This window comes from Vibrio sp. 2096, assembly GCF_033339595.1.
GTDB classification, from domain to species: domain Bacteria; phylum Pseudomonadota; class Gammaproteobacteria; order Enterobacterales; family Vibrionaceae; genus Vibrio; species Vibrio alginolyticus.
This window is the reverse complement of sequence record NZ_JAWOUX010000001.1, coordinates 480869-499482: the sequence shown is the minus strand read 5'-3', so window position 1 is coordinate 499482 and position 18614 is coordinate 480869. Positions and strand designations below refer to the sequence as shown.

The 18614-nt window shown below is 45.4% G+C and carries 16 protein-coding genes and 1 pseudogene; 7 read left to right on the top strand and 10 right to left on the bottom strand.

All coding sequences use genetic code 11. The features are described from left to right. Positions 1 to 145 precede the first annotated feature (145 nt). The 3 genes from R7Q41_RS02175 (at position 146) to R7Q41_RS02165 (ending at position 3543) form a co-directional block, all read left to right on the top strand. A complete protein-coding gene (locus R7Q41_RS02175; protein WP_170897551.1) occupies positions 146 to 1180 on the top strand; it encodes an NADP-dependent oxidoreductase in 1035 nt (344 codons plus the stop codon). Positions 1181 to 1194: 14 nt separating this feature from the next. Next, positions 1195 to 1812 (top strand): glutathione S-transferase family protein, encoded by a 618-nt coding sequence (locus tag R7Q41_RS02170; RefSeq protein ID WP_005375238.1) that lies wholly within the window; start codon positions 1195 to 1197, stop codon positions 1810 to 1812. Between the two features lie 291 nt (positions 1813 to 2103). Continuing rightward, positions 2104 to 3543 carry a catalase gene (locus R7Q41_RS02165; protein WP_017821260.1) on the top strand — a complete coding sequence of 480 codons (1440 nt, stop codon included), beginning with the start codon at positions 2104 to 2106 and terminating at the stop codon, positions 3541 to 3543. Between the two features lie 195 nt (positions 3544 to 3738). Here the strand turns inward: R7Q41_RS02165 and R7Q41_RS02160 are convergent, their stop codons facing one another. The 4 genes from R7Q41_RS02160 to norV all read right to left on the bottom strand — a co-directional run bounded on the left by R7Q41_RS02160 (position 3739) and on the right by norV (position 7844). After that, the gene (locus tag R7Q41_RS02160; RefSeq protein ID WP_017821261.1) at positions 3739 to 4617 is read right to left on the bottom strand and encodes an NAD(P)-dependent oxidoreductase; all 879 of its coding nucleotides are present in this window, start codon (positions 4615 to 4617) and stop codon (positions 3739 to 3741) included. A gap of 184 nt (positions 4618 to 4801) precedes the next feature. After that, entirely contained in the window at positions 4802 to 5140 is a 339-nt protein-coding gene (locus R7Q41_RS02155; protein ID WP_005375231.1) for a DUF1971 domain-containing protein, read from the bottom strand. A gap of 42 nt (positions 5141 to 5182) precedes the next feature. Next, complete coding sequence (norW, locus tag R7Q41_RS02150; RefSeq protein WP_318144327.1) at positions 5183 to 6331, bottom strand: NADH:flavorubredoxin reductase NorW; 1149 nt, start codon at positions 6329 to 6331, stop codon at positions 5183 to 5185. 10 nt (positions 6332 to 6341) lie between these two features. Continuing rightward, positions 6342 to 7844, bottom strand: a complete 1503-nt coding sequence (gene norV, locus R7Q41_RS02145; RefSeq protein WP_053350070.1) for an anaerobic nitric oxide reductase flavorubredoxin — start codon at positions 7842 to 7844, stop codon at positions 6342 to 6344. 190 nt (positions 7845 to 8034) lie between these two features. On the opposite strand from norV, the gene norR reads away from it, so the two are divergent. The 4 genes from norR (at position 8035) to azu (ending at position 12193) form a co-directional block, all read left to right on the top strand. Further along, positions 8035 to 9567, top strand: a complete 1533-nt coding sequence (gene norR, locus R7Q41_RS02140; RefSeq protein WP_054574466.1) for a nitric oxide reductase transcriptional regulator NorR — start codon at positions 8035 to 8037, stop codon at positions 9565 to 9567. Positions 9568 to 9966: 399 nt separating this feature from the next. Further along, positions 9967 to 10485, top strand: coding sequence for a hypothetical protein (locus tag R7Q41_RS02135; RefSeq protein WP_005375218.1), 519 nt, complete (start codon positions 9967 to 9969; stop codon positions 10483 to 10485). A 269-nt stretch (positions 10486 to 10754) separates the two neighbouring features. Further along, positions 10755 to 11405: an HAD family hydrolase gene (locus tag R7Q41_RS02130; protein ID WP_149191619.1), complete on the top strand. Its 651-nt coding sequence runs from the start codon at positions 10755 to 10757 to the stop codon at positions 11403 to 11405. 335 nt (positions 11406 to 11740) lie between these two features. Continuing rightward, a complete protein-coding gene (gene azu / locus R7Q41_RS02125) occupies positions 11741 to 12193 on the top strand; it encodes an azurin (protein WP_005375211.1) in 453 nt (150 codons plus the stop codon). A gap of 226 nt (positions 12194 to 12419) precedes the next feature. Here the strand turns inward: azu and R7Q41_RS02120 are convergent, their stop codons facing one another. The 6 genes and pseudogenes from R7Q41_RS02120 to R7Q41_RS02095 all read right to left on the bottom strand — a co-directional run bounded on the left by R7Q41_RS02120 (position 12420) and on the right by R7Q41_RS02095 (position 18297). Then, positions 12420 to 12770, bottom strand: a complete 351-nt coding sequence (locus R7Q41_RS02120) for an ethanolamine utilization protein EutQ (RefSeq protein WP_005375208.1) — start codon at positions 12768 to 12770, stop codon at positions 12420 to 12422. Next, positions 12767 to 14083, bottom strand: a complete 1317-nt coding sequence (locus tag R7Q41_RS02115) for an NAD(P)/FAD-dependent oxidoreductase (protein ID WP_042521596.1) — start codon at positions 14081 to 14083, stop codon at positions 12767 to 12769. Before R7Q41_RS02115 ends, R7Q41_RS02120 begins: the two co-directional genes overlap by 4 nt. Positions 14084 to 14095: 12 nt before the next feature. Next, entirely contained in the window at positions 14096 to 15379 is a 1284-nt protein-coding gene (locus R7Q41_RS02110; RefSeq protein ID WP_318107926.1) for an NAD(P)/FAD-dependent oxidoreductase, read from the bottom strand. Next, positions 15368 to 15529: pseudogene (locus R7Q41_RS02105) on the bottom strand (rubredoxin); the annotation flags it as partial. The gene R7Q41_RS02110 and the pseudogene R7Q41_RS02105, both read right to left, overlap by 12 nt. 142 nt (positions 15530 to 15671) lie before the next feature. Continuing rightward, a complete protein-coding gene (locus R7Q41_RS02100; protein ID WP_258477447.1) occupies positions 15672 to 17108 on the bottom strand; it encodes an aldehyde dehydrogenase family protein in 1437 nt (478 codons plus the stop codon). A gap of 1 nt (position 17109) precedes the next feature. Beyond that, on the bottom strand, positions 17110 to 18297 hold the full coding sequence (locus tag R7Q41_RS02095) for an aromatic ring-hydroxylating oxygenase subunit alpha (RefSeq protein WP_258666224.1): 1188 nt from the start codon (positions 18295 to 18297) through the stop codon (positions 17110 to 17112). Positions 18298 to 18614: the final 317 nt, after the last annotated feature.

Below are 18614 nucleotides of genomic sequence, written 5' to 3'. Positions count from 1 at the left end.
GCGTGGAAGCAGAATGAACACCCTACACACGTTTCACTGTCAGAAAAAGCGTCAGTGTTAACACAGTAAACCTTCCCGCTTTAAATAAGCGGGATATTTTGAAATAAATACTAGACGACCGGTCTAATCAACAAGTGAGATAGATATGACTAACGCAACAAATCGCAGAATCGTACTCGCGTCACGTCCCCATGGTGCACCGACACAAGAAAACTTTCGTTTAGAAGAGGTAACGAAACCGACTCCGAAAGAGGGTGAAATGCTATTGAGAACGGTTTATTTATCTCTAGATCCATACATGCGTGGTCGCATGAGTGATGCCGAATCATACGCTGACCCTGTTGCAATTGATGACGTAATGGTCGGTGGTACAGTTTGTCAGGTAGAAACATCAAACCACCCAGATTACGAAGCGGGTGAATGGGTTCTTGCCTACACTGTTGGCTGGCAAGACTACGCTATCTCAACTGGTGAGATGGTCATTAAACTTGGTAAAGAACCGCAAAACCCTTCTTACGCGTTAGGCGTTGCAGGTATGCCAGGATTTACCGCGTACATGGGTTTACTCGACATTGGTCAGCCAAAACCAGGGGAAACCATCGTGGTAGCAGCTGCTACGGGGCCTGTAGGCGCAACAGTTGGTCAAATTGGTAAAATCAAAGGTTGCCGAGTTGTTGGTATAGCAGGCGGAGAAGAAAAATGCCGTTACGCTAAAGAGGTGCTTGGTTTCGATGAGTGTATTGATCACAAAGCTGAAGACTTTGCAGAACAACTGAAAAATGCCTGTGACAAAGGTATCGATGTTTACTTCGAAAACGTAGGTGGCAAAGTATTCGAGGCTGTAATGCCACTTCTGAATACAAATGCGCGTATCCCACTTTGTGGTTTGATTTCTCAGTACAACGCGACAGAGCAGCCTGAAGGTACCGACCACCTTCCATTACTAATGGGTAAGCTCCTGACCAAACGAATCAAGGTGCAAGGCTTCATCATTTTTGATGATTACGGACATCGTTACGGTGAATTTGCGCAAGATATTAATCAATGGTTGGCAGAAGGAAAGATCCAATACCGCGAACATCTAGTACAAGGACTGGATAATGCGCCAGAAGCATTCATCGGTCTGTTGGAAGGTAAGAATTTCGGCAAGCTTGTAGTACAGATTAACGACCCATTATAAAAAGGGATATGTAAATGATTAAACTTCACCACCTCAATCAGTCTCGTTCAAAGCGCATCATTTGGTTACTTGAAGAGCTAGATGTAAATTACGAAATTGTACCCTATGTCCGTGATTCCGTGACCTTCATGGCACCGCCAGAACTAAAAAGTGTTCACCCATTAGGAAAGTCACCTGTTCTTGAAGATAACGGCGAGATTATCATTGAGTCAGGTGCAATGACCGAATATTTGATTGAGAAATACAGTGACGGAGCCTTTGCTCCTGAGCGTGGTACAAAAGCACACACAGAATATTTGCAATGGATGCACTTTGCAGAAAGCTCTGCAATTTTACCTATGTTGCTAAAAATCTTCGTAAGCAAAGAGCCAAATGAAACTCAGTTTTTATCAGGCTATGCCGACAAGGAAGCAATGAATGTACTAGGCTACTTCGAGCAATCCTTAGAAGGCAAAACTTACCTAGTAGAAGAGCGTCTGACTGGCGCAGACATCATGATGTCTTTCATTGTCGAATTGGTTCAAAAGTTTGGTTTAGTTAATCACTTCCCTAATATTGAACGTTATGGGAAACAGCTCGCGACACACCCAGCATTTGCAAAAGCTGAACAACTTGAAGTGAAGTACTCTTAATTACTTCCCCCCTTTCGCCCCTTTGATGACACGTAAAACTTCATTTAAGGGGCGATATTACTAGCATCGCAGACACGCTAACTGGATAGCGCTCCCCCCCAGTAAATCGCTTTCGAGAACGCCGATTGTTATGTCAATCAAGCTAATGTAGTAAATTTCTGATTCTAATATAGTTTCGACCATAGTCACCATCTATTGAATTGATAAGCAATATCAGTTTTCTCCCCCAGCTTTTCCGTAATAACCTCCTCTACAGTTTCTAAGGTATTGAACCCTGGAGGGGGAAGAAAAATGACAAACAAGAAATTGACTACAGCAGCAGGTTGCCCTGTCGCACATAACCAAAACGTTATGACTGCAGGTCCTCGTGGCCCTCAACTATTACAAGACGTTTGGTTCCTTGAAAAATTGGCACACTTTGACCGCGAAGTGATCCCTGAGCGTCGTATGCACGCAAAAGGTTCTGGTGCTTACGGTACGTTCACAGTAACGCACGACATCACAAAATACACTCGCGCTAAGATCTTCTCTGACATCGGCAAAAAAACAGAACTATTCGCTCGCTTCACTACTGTAGCTGGTGAGCGCGGTGCAGCAGACGCAGAACGCGACATCCGTGGTTTCGCACTAAAATTCTACACTGAAGAAGGTAACTGGGACTTGGTTGGTAACAACACACCAGTATTCTTCCTACGTGACCCACTAAAATTCCCAGACCTAAACCACGCAGTAAAACGCGACCCTCGCACTAACATGCGTAGCTCTACCAACAACTGGGATTTCTGGACATCACTACCAGAAGCATTCCACCAAGTGACTATCGTAATGAGTGACCGTGGTATCCCAGCGTCTTACCGTCATATGCATGGTTTTGGTAGCCACACATTCAGCTTCATCAACGCAGAAAACGAGCGTTACTGGGTGAAATTCCACTTCAAAACTCAGCAAGGCATCAAAAACCTAACTGACCAAGAAGCAGAAGCCATCGTAGGTAAAGACCGCGAAAGCCATCACCGTGACCTTTACGAAGCGATTGAGCGTCAAGACTTCCCTAAATGGAAGATGTACGTACAGATCATGCCTGAGCTAGAAGCGGATGAAGTCAACTTCAACCCATTCGACCTAACACGTGTATGGTCTCAAAAAGACTACCCACTGATCCCAGTTGGTGAGTTTGAACTGAACCGTAACCCAGAAAACTTCTACGCAGAAGTTGAGCAATCAGCGTTCAACCCAGCTGCAGTAGTACCTGGTATCGGCTTCTCTCCAGATAAGATGCTACAAGGTCGTCTGTTCGCTTACGGCGATGCTCAGCGTTACCGTCTAGGTGTGAACCATCATCAAATCCCAGTGAACGCGCCTCGTTGCCCTGTTCACAGCTACCACCGCGATGGTGCAATGCGCGTTGATGGCAACTTTGGTTCAACACTAGGCTACGAGCCAAACTACAAACAAGAATGGGCAGAGCAACCAGATTACTCTGAGCCACCTCTACGCATCAACGGCAACGCTGATCACTACGACCACCGTGTAGACGAAGACTACTTCAGCCAAGCGGGTGACCTATTCCGTCTGATGAGCGAAGAGCAACGTCAAACTCTGTTCGACAACACAGCTCGCGCAATGGACGGTGTGCCAGAGTTCATCCAACAGCGCCACGTTCAACACGCATACCAAGCGGACGAAGCGTACGGCAAAGGTCTTGAAATTGCACTAGGCTTAAACAAGTAAGCGAACGCTGCAATCATTACACTGTGTGATTTAAAGACGAAAAAAAGGAGGTACTCTACAGTACCTCCTGATTTCAAATCACTAATCCTTAATCACAAGTCACAAAACATGCTCAAGGTGATTCATTATGATTAACTTAGATTTCTTTAAGCTCTTTGATACCAAAGAACTGTTTATCTATTACTGATTCATCAACTACTGATTTTTAGCTACCGCTTTGATCAGTACTGATGTATCCATGCGACCTAAACCATCACGTTGAAGGTCTGCGTATTGCTCATCCACTTTCTTAGTCAGTGGAAGTTCTAGACCCACTCGCTCAGCTTCTTGCAGACAGAAACCTAAGTCTTTGCGCATCCAATCAATAGCGAAGCCAAAATCGAACTTGTCTTCAGCCATCGTATTTGCGCGGTTTTCCATCTGCCAAGAACCTGCAGCGCCATGCTTAAGTGTTTCTACAACTTGAGCAATGTCCAAGCCTGATTTTTGTGCTAGCAACAAAGCTTCACTCAGACCTTGTAAAACGCCTCCAATACAGATTTGGTTTACCATCTTACAGCGTTGACCCTGACCGTTTTCACCCAGTAGCGTCATCTGCTTCGCGTACACATCCATCGCCGGAGACACACGGTCAAAAATGCTTTGTTCACCACCACACATGATGGTTAGAACACCATTTTCTGCGCCCGCTTGACCACCAGAAACTGGCGCATCAATAAAGTGATTACCGTACTTAACACACGCTTCAGCCAGCTCAACCGCTAGGTCTGCAGAAGTGGTCGTGTGATCGACTAGCACTGCGTCCGCTTTCAAGCCGACCAGAATGCCCTCTTCACCGTAAACAACGCTACGAACGTCATCATCATTACCCACACAGGTAAAAACGATGTCACAGCCTTCCGCCGCTTCACGTGGTGTTTCACAAGCTACGCCTTGGTATTCTTCAGCCCATTTGTCGGCTTTCGCTTTTGTGCGGTTGTATACTTTGGTTTCAAAGCCCGCTTTACTTAGGTAACCAGCCATTGGGTATCCCATCACACCCAGACCAATAAATGCTACTCGTTGTTTTTCCATTGCACGCTTCCCTTAGTTCACCTGACTGAAATGTTTCGTAACATGCTACTAAAGAATTGAAATCATTACTCGTGATTTCTCTTTCCTCGGTCTCGATGATCCTGCATTGCAGTCCGTTTATTGCGCCTTCTACACCCCTTTACTTGACGATTAGCGTAACAGTCAAAGCACTTACATAGGTTCACTACTGCTTAGCATGGAACATCGCTTGCCCACTCTTGTCCTTGTTCGACCAGAAATTGATGTTGAACTGAGCATCATCGCTCATCTCAATGCGGTGCCAGTACTGCGGTGGACTTGTAGCAAACTGGCCTGCATTAATCACCACCACTACTTCTGCTTCTGTGGCATTTTCATCAGCAAAGCCGTAGTAAGTCACTTGCCCTTCCATGACGCAAAGCTGTCCAAACACTCCCTCAGCGGTATTGTGATGAGTCAGTAGCGCTGGTGGCACATTGTCTTTAGTGAAGAAAGGCGTTGAACGTTGAACAGTCCAGTCTTTAGGAATTCTTAGATGCGACATAATGATACCCTCTCTAATTACAATTCTTTTCGTTAAAATCGGTTAAGCCTGAGCGGCTTGAGACAACTCTCGAAGCAATGGAAATGCTTGCGTAACTTGTTCTCCCGTCACGACGAAGCACATGAGTCGGCTATTTTCATCTTCTGCTTTCGCGGCAATGCCAGTTTGAGAAATCTGCACGCTCCAGTTCGTCACCGAACTAAAATCGCCTGCCAATTGAATTGGGTAGCTCGGCGTTTTGACCTTTACCATCATAGGCGGTAGTTTCAACTCTGCTTCTTGCCCCAGTAGTTGTTTGCCCAAAGCATTGGCACTTAGCACGATCGGTTGGAGGTACGGCATCATTCGACCTTGGATCTCAGCACAATCGCCTAATGCGAACACATTGGCTGCTGATGTCTGTAATCGAGCGTCCACCTCGATGCCTTTATTGACACTCAACCCACAAGCCTTCGCTAACCAAGTGTTAGCACGTAAACCCGCAGCTGAAATCACTACATCGGCTTCGATTGCTTTACCTTTGCTCAAGCTTGCCACCAGCGAATCATCCGAGTGATTGATCGCGACAACTCCAGTCTCCAAAGCAAGTTGAATACCTTGCTGCTTAAGTTGATTTTCAAGCGGCAATGCGACGAATTCAGGAATCAAGTTAGCGAGCAAACGGGGATTTGGCTCAACCACCGTAACTGCTTTACCACTGGTTGCGAGATCCATGGCGATCTCGACGCCGATCAAACCACCACCCATTACTAGAATTCGTTTCGCACGGCTAATTTGCTCTTCCGCTAATTGATATTCTTGTAGCGAGTTTAGCGTTATCACCTCAGGTGCTGCATCGCCAGATATTGGTGGCACAAAGGCTTTCGCGCCTGTCGCAAACACCAGTTTGGAATAAGGATAGGTTTGGCCGTTGGCGACCACTTGCTGAGCTTGCACGTCGACATGCTCAACCTTGGTATGGGCGAACAGTTCGATGTTGTGTTCCTGTGCAAACGCCTCACCACTTTTAACTACCAAGTCTCGGGCGGTTTGCTTGTTGCTGAATACATGACTCAAATCGGGCTTGTTGTATTCCGCGCCATCATCAGCAGTAAACACTTGCAGCGGAATATGTGCGTCCATTCGACGCACTGTTTTCACCAATTGGTAAGCCGCAAAGCCGCTACCAATAATCACAATAGGTGCTTGCATATTCGCCCCCTTACCCGTTGTATTCGACAAAGACGTCTTTACCCAAATGGCATTCTGGGCACAAGAAGTAATCTGGCACTTCAGACCATGCCGTGCCCGGTTCAACGCCTTGATTAGGCTCGCCTTTAGCTGGGTCGTATACCCAATTACAAACCGTACAAACCATGCATTGACAATCTGCAGGATGCGCCTCTGTACTAGGGTTGCTAGGAGCAGCATCTACTACCGCCTGTGTTGTCGCTGGCGCAGCGGGTTGTGATTGAACTTGTGGTGCAGACGCAGCAATCGCCGGCGAAATAACGGGACTTGTCAGGTCATGCTTTGCCCACAATTTCGCGATGTTCTGACCATGTTCGCGACATTCACGCATCGCTTTACCATCTGGTCGCCATTTGGTTTTCAAGCTCACTGCGGTTTCAAAACCTGCGTCGGTCAATCGAGCATGGATACGATCCACCGCGCCACCATTCCACCCGTAGCTACCGAATGCAGCGGCCTTTTTCGCTTTAAAGCGCAGACCGGTAATTTCTTCTAGCATGCCAGCGATCTTCGGCATCATGACGTTATTCATGGTAGATGAACCAACCAAGATGCCTTTTGAGCGGAATACATTGGCGAGAATTTCATTCTTATCATGCTTAGAGACATTAAAGACTTTGACCGCGACCCCAGGGTCGACATCGTGAATGCCTTGCGCAATGGCATCAGCCATCATTCGAGTGTTGTTTGACATAGAATCGTAGAAAATCGTAATGCGATCTTCCTGATAATTGTCTGCCCACGCCAAGTATTGCTCGATGATTTGAACTGGATTATCGCGCCATACAATACCGTGTGACGTAGCGATCATGTCGACAGGTAAATTAAAGCTCAGCACTTCTTTGATTTTTGCAGTTACCAAGCTGCTGAATGGCGTTAGGATGTTTGAGTAGTAACGCAAGCACTGTTCCATCAACTCATTTTGATCCACTTCATCATTGAATAAGCGTTCATCGCAGTAGTGCTGACCAAATGCGTCGTTACTGAATAACACTGCATCGCCAGTTAGGTAGGTCATCATGCTGTCCGGCCAATGCAGCATCGGCGCTTCCACGAACACCAATTGCTTACCGTTACCAATATCAATGCTATCGCCCGTTTTTACGGTTTTGAAGTTCCACTCAGGATGGTGATGATGACCCACAATCGAATCAATCGCCGCTTCTGTACAGTAAATTGGCGTGTTTGGAATCTTCTCCATTAATGCCGACAATGCGCCTGAGTGATCTTCTTCTGCATGGTTTATCACGATAAAGTCGATAGACTTAAGGTCGATTTCCATTTCTAAATTTTGGATGAATTGTTGACTGAATCGATGATCGACCGTATCAATCAATACGGTTTTCTCTTCACGAATTAGATAACTGTTGTAGCTGGTACCTTTTGTCATTTTGTATTCTGTGCCGTGGAAGTCTTGAACTTCCCAATCGCGTTGACCTACCCAGTGGATGTTGTTTTTTACGTGAATTGTCATAATTACTACCTTGAATGACGGGATAAACAAAAATAATTTCTTCTTGTATTGCACTGGGCATGCCAACTTTTTATTACTATATATTTCAATATCTTAATTAAAATCCAACTTTGATAAGTGTCATTTGGACACAGTTGAAAATTGTCATTAAGACACTACAATAGTCATATTGACACAATCGGTATTGGCTATGACTTCTTTAATCGCGCAATGGCTACACATCACGCAAGACCTTAACTCGGCGCTCACTCAACAGGCTCGCTTCGATACGTTATTAACGGCGATTCGAGATGTATTGAAGTGTGACTCTTCAGCCCTTCTTTTGTATGAAGACCAGCACTTTAAACCTTTAGCGATCAATGGATTGGCGAAAGAGGTCCTTGGACGCCGTTTCTCTATTGAGCAACACCCAAGATTAGAAGCCATTGCCCGAGCAGGCGATATCGTGCGCTTTCCCTCCGACAGCGACTTACCTGATCCATACGATGGCTTGATTCCAAACCACGATGACAAACTGCATGTCCATTCCTGCATTGGTTTACCTCTGCTGATCGACGATCAACTGATTGGTGCCATTACGATTGACGCCTTCGACCCCAACCAATTTGATGGGCTACGCAACCAAGAGTTACGTTTTGTCAGCGCGTTGGCAGCAGGTGGCTTGCACACTGCACTTCTGCTAGAGCAACTAGAAACTCAAGCGAGCCTGCCACGTGACTCTTACGCTGAGAAACGCACGTTGAGTAACGAAATCATTGGCAACTCTCAGGGTATGAGGAATCTTCAAGAGCAGATTGATGCCGTCGCGGATACGGAATTGTCTGTGTTGGTCATGGGAGAAACAGGCGTAGGTAAAGAGTTAGTTGCCAGCGCTATTCACCATCGTTCTAGCCGATCGAACAATACTTTGGTTTACCTCAACTGTGCGGCGCTGCCAGAATCAGTCGCGGAAAGCGAGTTGTTCGGCCATATCAAAGGCGCATTCACAGGCGCGATCAGCAATCGTAAAGGTAAGTTCGAACAAGCCGACGGCGGCACACTGTTTTTGGATGAAGTCGGCGAACTGTCGTTAGAACTGCAAGCTAAGTTACTTCGAGCCCTACAATACGGCGACATTCAACGTGTGGGTGATGACCGCCATATTCGAGTCAACACACGCATTGTCGCCGCAACTAACCGTATATTGCATGAAGAAGTGACTGCTGGGCGCTTCCGAGCCGACTTATATCACCGCCTAAGCGTCTTCCCGCTTCATGTTCCACCTCTTCGTGAACGTGAAGACGATGTGGTGTTACTCGCAGGCTTTTTTGCCGAACGCTTAAGAAGCAAATTGGGATTGAACAGCATTCGTTTGTCCCCCACTTTAGTACAAGCACTCAAAGACTATTCATGGCCGGGCAACGTGCGAGAGCTAGAACATGTCATTAAACGTGCTGGTGTTTTGGCAAAAGCGCGTACCCACGCCATGGACATTGAGTTAGTTGAGCAAGATTTTGATATTAGAACGCCGAATCAGAACATCAAGAACGTTGAAAAAACGGAACAAAAATCTCGGCTTGAGCTACCAGAAGGCGGATTAAAGCCTGCCACAGACGCCTTCCAAAAAGCGATGATTGTTCGAGCTCTGGAAGAAAACCAAGGCAACTGGGCAGCAACGGCACGTCAGCTTGAATTAGATAACGGTAATTTACACCGCTTAGCAAAACGTCTAGGGATAAAATAGACACTAACGAATATCACCTAATATGGCATATTCATCGCCAAATAATGTGCCTGATGCCCAACCGCGCACTCAGCCCACCATAACTAGTGGGCTGAGTGCTCAGATAGAATAGCCACCTAAGTTTGACGGTATTTTCTTCTAAATTTTATTGTCTTGAACCACCTCACAGATTTAATAACCCTTAACAATAAACACAATAATAGTTAAGGTATTTTTATGAGCTAGATCTAATAAAATTAAATATATAGTATTTATTTTAAGAACTTAAACTTTCAAAGTTCATCATAATAAATACAACCTCTATATATACACTTTACCTTCAAAAAACATCAAAATATAATCCCTTCGCTAAAAAACACTTAAATGAATTTAACTGTATAAACGTGAGGAGAATAAAATATGGGATATGGGGCGACAGTATATTCATTAGATACTGAAAAGGTTTTTAACGTACTAAAGAATGAGCGTAATCCAGAGCTAGAAAAAGCCATAATGGAAAGGTGTCAAGACTCCTTTAAGGTGATTAATGAAATGCTGGAAAGTAGTGGCGAAAGCATCCGAGCTGAAGAGCTTCTTATGCAAATGTTGTCTGAAGAGATAAAATACAGTCACTTGGGTTACGCCTATGCTTACTTGCTTGAAGCTATATGTAAGATAACTGGTTATTACTTATCCAATAACTCTTGGTATCCTTGCGATGTAAACGATTTCTGCGATATTCCATTCACTAATACCGATTATCCTATAAAATTCCCATTCCCTGACGATTTCCCTGTTGTTTTTATGATAAAAAATCAAGATATTCACCAAGATAACGTTGACTTCGGAGGCTTATCAGAGCAACAAATATCTGAAGTCAAGAGCTGGTACACTCATGCAGTCGTAAACAATCGTGACTTGGTATTATTTTATTATTAATTTTAACTATTAATAAATCATCCAATAGTTAAAATAACAATAGAATATTAATAAAACTCTAGCTTATATTAAGATAGAGTTTTATCTATTTAACTGAAATTTTTCTAATTTTAAAAACATTATATTTAACACCTAATTTATAGACTCTATGTATAGTGTGTTCAGAGGCAATGTGAACTCATAGGATCAAAATCAAGTTCTAATTTTTAGAAGAAAAACCGGTCTGCTTGTGTCAAAATGCGCCATCCCAACCAAAAAGTCTTAATGTAATGAACTACCAAGCTGCTATTTTTGATATGGATGGTTTGCTCCTTGATACCGAGCGCGTCTGTATGCATATTTTCCAAGAAGCATGTGAAGCCCAGAACCTACCCTTCTATAAAGATGTTTACCTTTCAATCATTGGTCGCAATGCAGCGGGCATTGAAGTGATTTTTCGTAAAGCTTATGGGGATGATCTTGACCGCTTACACCAAGAGTGGCGCGACCGTTACGACGCTGTGGTTAAGCACCAAGCGATACCGGTAAAAGAAGGGGTGATTGAGCTGCTTGAGTGGTTGAAAGGCCAAGGGTTGCCAATTGCAGTCGCCACTTCTACAGCAAAAGAAGTGGCACAGAAGAAGTTGGAGTTAGCGGGCCTAAGCAAGTATTTCGACAACTTAACGACGGGCTGTGAAGTGTCACACGGCAAACCTGATCCAGAGATCTACCTGCTTGCAGCAAGTCGTCTAAGCGTAGATCCAACCAAATGTCTCGCCTTTGAAGATTCAAATAATGGCGTGCGTGCTGCGGTAGCAGCGAACATGATCACTTATCAAATTCCTGATTTGGTTGAGCCTTGCAACGAAATAAAACAATTAGGCCATACCGTCGCACCTTCACTGCATGATGTGCTGCACACGTTAAAACAAACTCGCTAGGTTTACTTGTCATCTGTTCTCTAGAAGCTCAGCAATCTAGCTGAGCTTCTTTCTCGAAACCTCTCCAATACCTTAAAACCAAACGATTCTGCCACCCGTTTAGCGAGATTAATTTCACCTTAACTCTGGCTAATCACGACTTTTGATTTAACTCACGCAATCGCATGAAATAAGGTATTTGAGTGATCAAATAGCGGAACTGACCAGTACAAGCTTGCAACAAAACGTCAATATACCGATTGAAGCACGTTTTTGGAGTGAAAATTGGCTGATAATGAGAACTATTGGATAAGATCAATCCAAGTCAGCCTAAAATACAAAATGGAGAGTGTTATATGTCTTTACGTTTATTAGCAACAACCTTCGCATTAGTAGGAATGAGCTTTGGTGCCCAAGCCAGTGCCGAGTGTGAAGTGTCATTAGATGCTAACGATATGATGCAGTTTTCTACTAAAACATTGAGCGTACCAGCCACTTGTAAAGAGGTAAAACTGACGCTGAACCACACAGGTAAGATGCCAGCGCAATCGATGGGTCACAACGTGGTCATATCTGACACTGCCAACCTACAAGCAGTCGGTACTGACGGCATGGCAGCTGGAGCAGAAAATAACTACGTAAAACCAAATGATGATCGCGTCTACGCTCACACAAAAGTAATTGGTGGCGGTGAAAGCACCAGCATTACGTTCAGTACTGAGAAAATGAAAGCCGGCGGTGACTATTCATTCTTCTGTTCATTCCCGGGTCACTGGGCAATCATGCAGGGTAAATTTGAGCTAAAATAAAAGATTTAGCCAAGCCAAAAGAAGACTCATTATAGGGAAGCCAAGGCTTCCCTTTTTGATAGATAAAATAGCAATTGAGAAAGGTCTAACACGTCTGGAAACGTGACCAAGAAACATAGCAAGTAAGAAACCCTTGCTCCATTGAGATTAAGTTCTTTTACGAAAACTCATGGGTAAAAATCGGATTTTTGTTTTGCCTTTCCGAGACACTACTAAATGATAAAAGTCATTCAATACCATGTAACTCTTTCCAGTTTCCTGGATGAACCACATAGCCGAACAGAGCATGCCCACCATAAACCAATTCAGTTCCTTCCGGTATCCACAGCATCTGACCTGGGTGCACAAAATGTGTTTCACCATTTGCGGTCAGCTCGAAACAGCCTTCAATCACGAAAATAACTTCATCATAAAGCACTGTCCAAGCCACTTTAGCGCCTTCCCATTTAGCAAAGCCTACGCCAATGTTTGGTGAAATTTCTGGGCTTAACGCCCTGGCAACATACGCCATTCCCGGCGTATCACCACGAACATTGAAATCTAGACTTTTACTATCAACAAGTTTGACTTGCTTCATAATTCACTCCGGCTTTGCCATTTTGCTAATTGGATACGCGTTTTTACTCCCAAACCTAAAAAAGGCTCTGGCGGATTCAAACAAGGCATTCCTGTCACTTGCTGTATGTCATCCAATGATTTAGATGTCGCACCAACGACATAGTCAGCTAACAGTGTTCCAGAAATGGTTCCCCACGCAGCACCAACACCATTGTCACAAGCGCTGGCATAAACACCTTCATCTAATTGACCGAAAAAGTTAGTAAAGTTACGAGAGATGGCATACACCCCACCCCATGTGTGAGTAAATGGTACGTCGGCCAGCTCGGGATAACGCGCCAGAAAGACCTGACGATGATCGTCGCGAATTTGTTCTCTGACTTTATCGTTCATGCTTGAGCCATATTTCGGCACGTGTTTGTAAGTATTGCGGATCAAAATACGTCGATCGGCGGTCATACGTAACGTCGTTCCCGCATGATCAGCTGGAGTTAGGCCCCAATTCAACTCTCCTCCGTATCGCTGCATTTCTGCGTCGGTTAATGGACGCGTCCAGCTTGCAAACGTCATCACTGGAAGTAGTCTGTTTTTAAGATAACCAAACTCCCGAGTAAAAATGCTGGTCCCAAGCAGCAGTTCAGGGGCTTCAACAGAGCCACTATCTCCATGTAATACCCAGCAACCGTTTTCTTTACTGAGCTTGCGGATTGGCGAGTTCTCTAACACCTCGACGTTCTCTGGAAGGCTTTCCCCTAGCCCACGCACCAAAGCAGCAGGTTGCATTAAATAACCACCTGGCGTGTAAATTGCGCGGCTGTAGTAGTTTGTTCCCAAGACTTTCGCCAGCTCACTGCCATTAACATGGAAGTATGGTTCGCCAAGGTCTTTCATTAGGTGCTCAAAGTGATCGAGATACGCTTCACCGCGCGCCCCTACGGCTCCTTGATATTTGCCCTTTGCTGACCACTGACAAGAAATACTGTGCTTCGACACTAAAGTGTTTAGCTGAGCAATCGCAGAACGGTTGAGTGATAATAACTTTTGCTTGTGCTCAGGGTCGGGATGCTCAAGTGAAAACTTATGAGGCAAATCGATAACAAAGCCCGAATTTCTTCCTGAAGCCCCTTGGCCGATACGTTGCGCATCAATCAGTATAATTCGTGCATTAGGCATAAGTTCAGCTAAACGTCTTGCCATAGCTAAGCCTGCGAAACCGGCACCTAACACGGCATAGTCAGCACTTTGTTTACCTTTTAACGCCGATTTTTCTGGAATACTTGGCAACGCATGGTACCAACCACACGTCACGTCATCATTGGGTAAATGAATCATCTTCTTTCTCCGCTACGCTGCTGACAGTTTCAATGACAATTGATCTAGCCAAGGGCCGCGTAATGACTGTACTTTTCTTCCTAGCAACGCAAAACCGAGCATTGCTCCTTCTGGTGAATAAAACGCAGCGGTCAATTCATCTGCTTGGGTCTCGATGTACCATTGTCCCTGTTCTTCAGCGGCTACCGTGAAAATCGTGAGTGGAAGAATCGGCGTTTTTACAATCACTGGAGTTGGTGTTAACGAGATAGGGGCGACATCGCCTAGCAAGCTTTTCGCTACAGAAGGGATCATTTGATTAATCGGTGCAATATAGGGCTGCCAACCTTGCTCCGTTTCAACACAGTCGCCTAGCGAGTAAATATTCTCATCACTCGTCTGGCCGAATTGATTCACTTTAATGCCCCGGCCAACTTCAAGCCCCGCGCGCTCAGCCAGAGAAACATTTGGTTTGAGTCCAACCGCGCTTAGCACTAGGTCTGCTTCAATCTGCTTGCCACTGTTCAGATGTAAAACCGCACTGGATTCGGACCTTGGCTCGATTCTGGTGATACTGTCTTGTAGAGCCCATTGCACGCCTCGATCGGCAAGTGCGCTTTGTAATGATTCACCCAACTGTTGCGGGATCAAACGCTCCATTGGCCATTGACCCAACCCGATAACTGTTACTTCATAACCGCTTTCGATCAGATCATTTGCGAACTCACAGCCAATTAAGCCATCACCTAGGATCGCGATGCGCTTTTTGTCTTGCAGCTCCGTTCTGAAACGGCGGTAATCAACTAAGTCGTTCACACTCATAACCCAAGAGCGATCGCCCTCAATTGGGATTTCAATCGGTGATGCACCTGTTGCCAGTACCAAGCGGCTGTAGGCGTATTTACCGATGGAGGTATGTAACGTTGAATTGGCACGATCGATCTGTTCAACACGGGTATGCGGGTAAACTCGGATGTTGAGACGGCTTTCCCACTCCAACGCGCTCTCACTTTGTAGCGCGTCGCCGTCTTTATTCATGACCAGTGCATTAGACAAGGCAGGCTTGCTGTACAGTGCGCCATCATCAGCGGTAAAGACAGTGATCGGAACCGTTTCAGATTGTGCTCTAAGTGCCGCTGCCAACTGGTAACCACTGTGGCCACTGCCGATGATAACGATAGGGTCAGCTGAAAATATAGGTTGAGTGACTTCAGATGGAAGTGGCTGAGCCGTATTTGGCTGAACAGACGATCCTACCGATACCGAAGACACTGCCACGACCTCTTCTACTGGCGCATCGTCGGTGATTTCGATCATTTCAAAATCGGCCTTACCCACTAAACAATCGGGGCATAACCAATCATCCGGCACATCTTCCCATGCTGTTCCTGGTGCAATGCCATCGGATGGCCAACCTTGTGCTTCATCATAGATTAAGCCGCAAATAATACAGAGCCACTTTCTCATCACTTATACTCCAACTACCTTGTTCAGAATTTCCGTGTTTACAAACCGTTGTCAGATTTGTTGTGATTCCATCAACCTCGCCCTAGCTTGTGGTCTGAAATCCAAGCCGGTACGAGGTGATGAAAATACAGTTACACGGTACCTATACGTTGCTGTCTTGCTGCAAACGAATGGCAATATTGCGTGTCTGGACATAGCTATAAATCGCTTCTTGTCCTTTTTCTCGCCCAAAACCGGACAAGCCCACGCCACCAAATGGTGTTTCGATACCACCAGCAAACCATTCATTGATGAACACTTGCCCACCACGCAGTTGCTGCGCCACACGCAATGTTTGGTTTAGGCTTTCACCAAAGACACCAGCAACCAGGCCAAAATCGGTGCAATTCGCGATTTCAACGGCCTCTTGCTCGGTTTCAAACGGTGTAATTACCAGTACAGGACCAAACACTTCTTCTTGAGCAATACGCATATCTGGTGAGGCTTCAATCACCGTCGGTGCCACAAAGTAACCCGACAAATCAGGGGCGTATCCACCCGTTAGGATGTTCGCGCCGTCGGCTTTTGCTTGTTCTATCATTTCAAGCACGCGCGCTTGTTGATCAGCCGATACCAACGGTGTTATATCCGGCTGGCTTTCACCTTGACCAATGGTTAGGTCTTGCGCCATTTTCACTACCGCCGCTTTTACTTCTTCATAACGCTCTTTTTGAATTAGCAAACGAGACATTGCCGAACAAACTTGACCAGCGTTAAAGAAAATACCGACTTGAACGCTTTGTAAAAGCGTTTCGAGACTCACATCTTTCAGTGCGATAGCGGCCGATTTACCACCCAGCTCCATCACAGATGGTGTGGCGCGTTGCGCTGAATCTTTCAGTATGCGTTGGCCGGTCGGCACAGAACCTGTAAAGACAATTTGATCAACGTCTTGATGCTGCACCAAGTGGCTGCCAACTACGGAGCCTTTGCCACATAGCAAGTTAATCGCGCCTTTTGGGAAACCCGCTTTTTCAATCGCTTTAATCAACAACGTCATAGCGAGTGGGGAAATCTCTGGCGATTTGATCACCACTGCGTTACCAGCAGCTAATGCAGGTGCTAATGAGCGTGCACAAATAGAAACTGGGAAATTCCACGGCACAATCTGCACTGACACACCAAACGGCACATATTGGGTGAAATCGACATAATCTTTACCCAACGGAATTGACGTGCCTTCCAGCTTGTCGGCCATGCCAGCGTAGTATTCGAAGTAACGTGCCGATTCTAAAAACTCATCTTTGGCATCTTGCAAAGATTTCCCATTTTCACGGCAGGCAACTAACCCACCTTCATCAACCATTTCACGAATAGCCGCGGCGGCTTTTAACATCCACTCGGTTCTGACGGCTGGACGAACGTCCGAAAGAACGCCTTGATTGACTACTCGACGTGCCGCTGCCATTGCGCGATCTGCATCGGTGATAGTGGCTTCTGCAACCGTCGCATACGCTTCGGCTGTGCCAGGGTTCATGACGGTCAGCGCTTGCTCTGAATCGCACCACTCACCATCAATATAATTAAGGTAATGCATCATATTACTGCTCCAGTGCCGCTTTCACTTGCTTTGCCAACCAGGTTTGAAAGAAATGCGTCGGCACATCCATTTCTGGTGAGAACACACCACCACCAAAGCCAGGTGAGTAACGACCTTCCTGCATGCCCTCGACCGCTCCAATATCTTCGCCGAATACGACTCGCCATGACTCAACGGTAGCAGTACGGCACGCAGCGAACTCATCTTTCGTTGCTTCATCACCCACATAGAAAACACGTAGGTGCTCAACACTTTTATTCGCAGTGATTGGTTCAATCATCATTGCAAAGGCATGATCGGCTTGAATACCAAGCAACACGTTTGGAAAGAGTGCAACATATTCTGCATGACGCAGTTTATCTTCTGGCCAGCTTGGAAATTTAGGTAAGTGTGTTCCTGCAGTATCAGAGAGGTTGTATGCGAGACTACCTTGGCCAGCAAAACGCTCTGCAAACATGATGTTGTAGTGATCCTCTAGGCGAGAATAACTGTTCAAACTCGGATGCACCCAAGGTAAGTGGTAAGCTTCACAGTAGTTTTCTACGGCAAGCTTCCAGTTACTTTTCACTTCTATCTCTAGGTTGCCACCCATGTTCACGCGGCGAAGAAGCCCTAATCCTTCTTCACCTAAGAATTGCTGCCAACGTTGCTCTAGCGGCGCGATATGCTCTTCAAAGCTTTCTGCATTGCCCGATAAGTTGACGAACACCATGTCCATCCAAACGGCTGAACGAAGTGGCTTAAGGCCATGTTTTTCACACTTAAATCGGTCATCTTTGTGTTTTGCGATACCACCAATGTGTGGTGTGCCTTTTAGATTGCCGTCAAGATCGTACGTCCATGAATGGTAAGGACAGCGAATCATGCCTTGAACTTCGCCTGCCTCATGCACCAGCTTCATACCACGATGACTACATACGTTGTGGAAGACTTGGACTTCACCTTGACGATTTCTCATCATGAGTAGTGGAAGATCCATGAAATCAAGTGGCATCACATAGCCATTTTTAAGCAGGTCTGATGCAAAACCAATGCATACCCAAGTGTTACCAAACACCTGATCACGCTCAAAAGTAAAATACTCTTCGCTGGTGTAGGCCTGATTCGGCATTCCTGTTGCTTCACTGATTGGGTTCAGTACATTATCAACAAGTTCAACAGGAATAATGGTTTGGTTGACATTACTCATATTCTTATCTCCGAGAGTCGAGTTGCATCCAGTGCGTACAACATCGTGTTGTGTTAGTGGAGATGATTTTGATTAACAACCCGGCAACAAACAAACGACTTTTTCGCCGGGCTTGGATGAGTTTTTGTCATTCATGCATTGATCTCGAACAAAAAAATAACCTTTTAATTAACAATGATCTTCTTGTCATGATTAATACTCATTAACCGATGAGTATTAATCAGTTGAAACACAAAAGCCCTCTCTCTACTCTCTTTCAAAAATTAACAATAACGCAACAAACAATAACGCTAAAACAAACGCACTGTGAGGGATGC

What these genes read in the sequence shown, in the direction of transcription:
- R7Q41_RS02175 (WP_170897551.1), top strand. Translation starts at nt 146, where the DNA reads ATGACTAACGCAACAAATCGCAGAATCGTACTCGCGTCACGTCCCCAT.
- R7Q41_RS02170 (WP_005375238.1), top strand. Translation starts at nt 1,195, where the DNA reads ATGATTAAACTTCACCACCTCAATCAGTCTCGTTCAAAGCGCATCATT.
- R7Q41_RS02165 (WP_017821260.1), top strand. Translation starts at nt 2,104, where the DNA reads ATGACAAACAAGAAATTGACTACAGCAGCAGGTTGCCCTGTCGCACAT.
- R7Q41_RS02160 (WP_017821261.1), bottom strand. Translation starts at nt 4,617, where the DNA reads ATGGAAAAACAACGAGTAGCATTTATTGGTCTGGGTGTGATGGGATAC.
- R7Q41_RS02155 (WP_005375231.1), bottom strand. Translation starts at nt 5,140, where the DNA reads ATGTCGCATCTAAGAATTCCTAAAGACTGGACTGTTCAACGTTCAACG.
- norW (WP_318144327.1), bottom strand. Translation starts at nt 6,331, where the DNA reads ATGCAAGCACCTATTGTGATTATTGGTAGCGGCTTTGCGGCTTACCAA.
- norV (WP_053350070.1), bottom strand. Translation starts at nt 7,844, where the DNA reads ATGACAATTCACGTAAAAAACAACATCCACTGGGTAGGTCAACGCGAT.
- norR (WP_054574466.1), top strand. Translation starts at nt 8,035, where the DNA reads ATGACTTCTTTAATCGCGCAATGGCTACACATCACGCAAGACCTTAAC.
- R7Q41_RS02135 (WP_005375218.1), top strand. Translation starts at nt 9,967, where the DNA reads ATGGGATATGGGGCGACAGTATATTCATTAGATACTGAAAAGGTTTTT.
- R7Q41_RS02130 (WP_149191619.1), top strand. Translation starts at nt 10,755, where the DNA reads ATGAACTACCAAGCTGCTATTTTTGATATGGATGGTTTGCTCCTTGAT.
- azu (WP_005375211.1), top strand. Translation starts at nt 11,741, where the DNA reads ATGTCTTTACGTTTATTAGCAACAACCTTCGCATTAGTAGGAATGAGC.
- R7Q41_RS02120 (WP_005375208.1), bottom strand. Translation starts at nt 12,770, where the DNA reads ATGAAGCAAGTCAAACTTGTTGATAGTAAAAGTCTAGATTTCAATGTT.
- R7Q41_RS02115 (WP_042521596.1), bottom strand. Translation starts at nt 14,083, where the DNA reads ATGATTCATTTACCCAATGATGACGTGACGTGTGGTTGGTACCATGCG.
- R7Q41_RS02110 (WP_318107926.1), bottom strand. Translation starts at nt 15,379, where the DNA reads ATGATCGAAATCACCGACGATGCGCCAGTAGAAGAGGTCGTGGCAGTG.
- R7Q41_RS02100 (WP_258477447.1), bottom strand. Translation starts at nt 17,108, where the DNA reads ATGATGCATTACCTTAATTATATTGATGGTGAGTGGTGCGATTCAGAG.
- R7Q41_RS02095 (WP_258666224.1), bottom strand. Translation starts at nt 18,297, where the DNA reads ATGAGTAATGTCAACCAAACCATTATTCCTGTTGAACTTGTTGATAAT.